Below are 1294 nucleotides of genomic sequence, written 5' to 3' on the forward strand. Positions count from 1 at the left end.
ACATGCTTAGCCAAGCACGTCTCACGACCAAGGCCTGGCACCAATTCCTCGATGACTTTATCAACGATCCCGAGCTCGCCGCGCGCTTCAAGGCCCATAAGCCGCGGTAACAATCGGACGGTTACGAGGCTTCAGCGAACTGGAGATTTCTTCGCAAGAGCGCCCATAAAGCCCGGCGGTTCGATCGTCTTGCCGCCCTCCGTCATGACGCGAACCGGGCAACCGTCGATCTTTCTATCGACCGCCCGCAGTAGCATCAGCGCACCCTATTCTTGTGATTTTGGAAAGGCATTTCGCTAACCTACGGTCGCGACCATATTCTGTGATGCCTGATTCAAACAGACGCTTCCATCCGCTGGATGGTTGGCACCGATACTCCGGCCAACTGTGCCAGCTCGCGCTGGTCGATGTTCAGGAGCGCTCGTGCGGCCCGCATCTGCTGCGACGTGATCATTGCAACCACATGATATATGAAACATCAAAATACAACCTTACCATTGTACTTATCCGTGTGATACATGCCAGATCGGACGCTTTTCCTGTCGCGCCCCACGTAAGGGTGCAACGGGAAATGCTCAATTGAAACGGCGACACCTGCGCAACACCATGGCGGGGCAAATCGACAAGGAGAGGAAGGAATCTGTTAACGTATATTTGAACGTGGAAACGATGGACGAACTTGTACCCTGGAATGCCCCTGCTGTAATCGCGATCAAGCGCAAGGGCGAAACGGACTATCAGCCTGAAATAGCAGGCCTGTCACTGAACGCAGCGCTTGAATATGCGACCGATCCTGATCTGGCCTTCTCAATCAAAATCTGCATCTTCTTTGACTGGGACGGACGGGAGCACCGGATCGAAGGGCGTCAGATTTGGCGCCTGGCGACAGACCCGCAACGCCCTGCGCATCGGCACGAAGAGTGACCTTCACCGGTTCCGTTGGCGTGATTTAAGATAAATTTGCGGCAGACGGTTGGAGCATCCGCGGTCGCTATATACTTCCATGTTGCAGTGTACGGACATCGGAGCCGCTACTGCCTTCGCGCTTCTTCCTGCCGAACCCGGCTGCTTCATGACGAAGCTCCGCTTCAATTCTTGTTTGGCGGTTCGAGTGAGCGATCGATGCGGCAATCGCGCCAATCCCAATCGCCTTGGGGAACGAAGGCAAGTAACCGACCGGTTGAGGCCGCCTGCCTTGCTGTGATGTGAGCGCGTAAGAGACGTCCATAAGGACGTCGTTATGGACGTCCTGAGCCAAAGCGAGGGACGGCGGTGGAGATATTGGGCCGGGAAC

General features: G+C 55.6%; 1 protein-coding gene and 1 pseudogene. One reads left to right on the plus strand and one right to left on the minus strand.

Translation table 11 applies throughout. The features are described from left to right. Positions 1–340 precede the first annotated feature (340 nt). Positions 341–454 (minus strand): annotated as a pseudogene (locus EWH12_RS21860) (helix-turn-helix domain-containing protein); the annotation flags it as partial. Positions 455–606: 152 nt separating this feature from the next. On the opposite strand from EWH12_RS21860, the gene EWH12_RS21865 reads away from it, so the two are divergent. Then, entirely contained in the window at positions 607–924 is a 318-nt protein-coding gene (locus EWH12_RS21865; RefSeq protein ID WP_037521623.1) for a hypothetical protein, read from the plus strand. The last annotated feature ends 370 nt before the right edge of the window (positions 925–1294 follow it).

Origin of the sequence: Sphingobium cupriresistens (genome assembly GCF_004152865.1) — a bacterium.
In the GTDB taxonomy this organism is placed as follows: domain Bacteria; phylum Pseudomonadota; class Alphaproteobacteria; order Sphingomonadales; family Sphingomonadaceae; genus Sphingobium; species Sphingobium cupriresistens.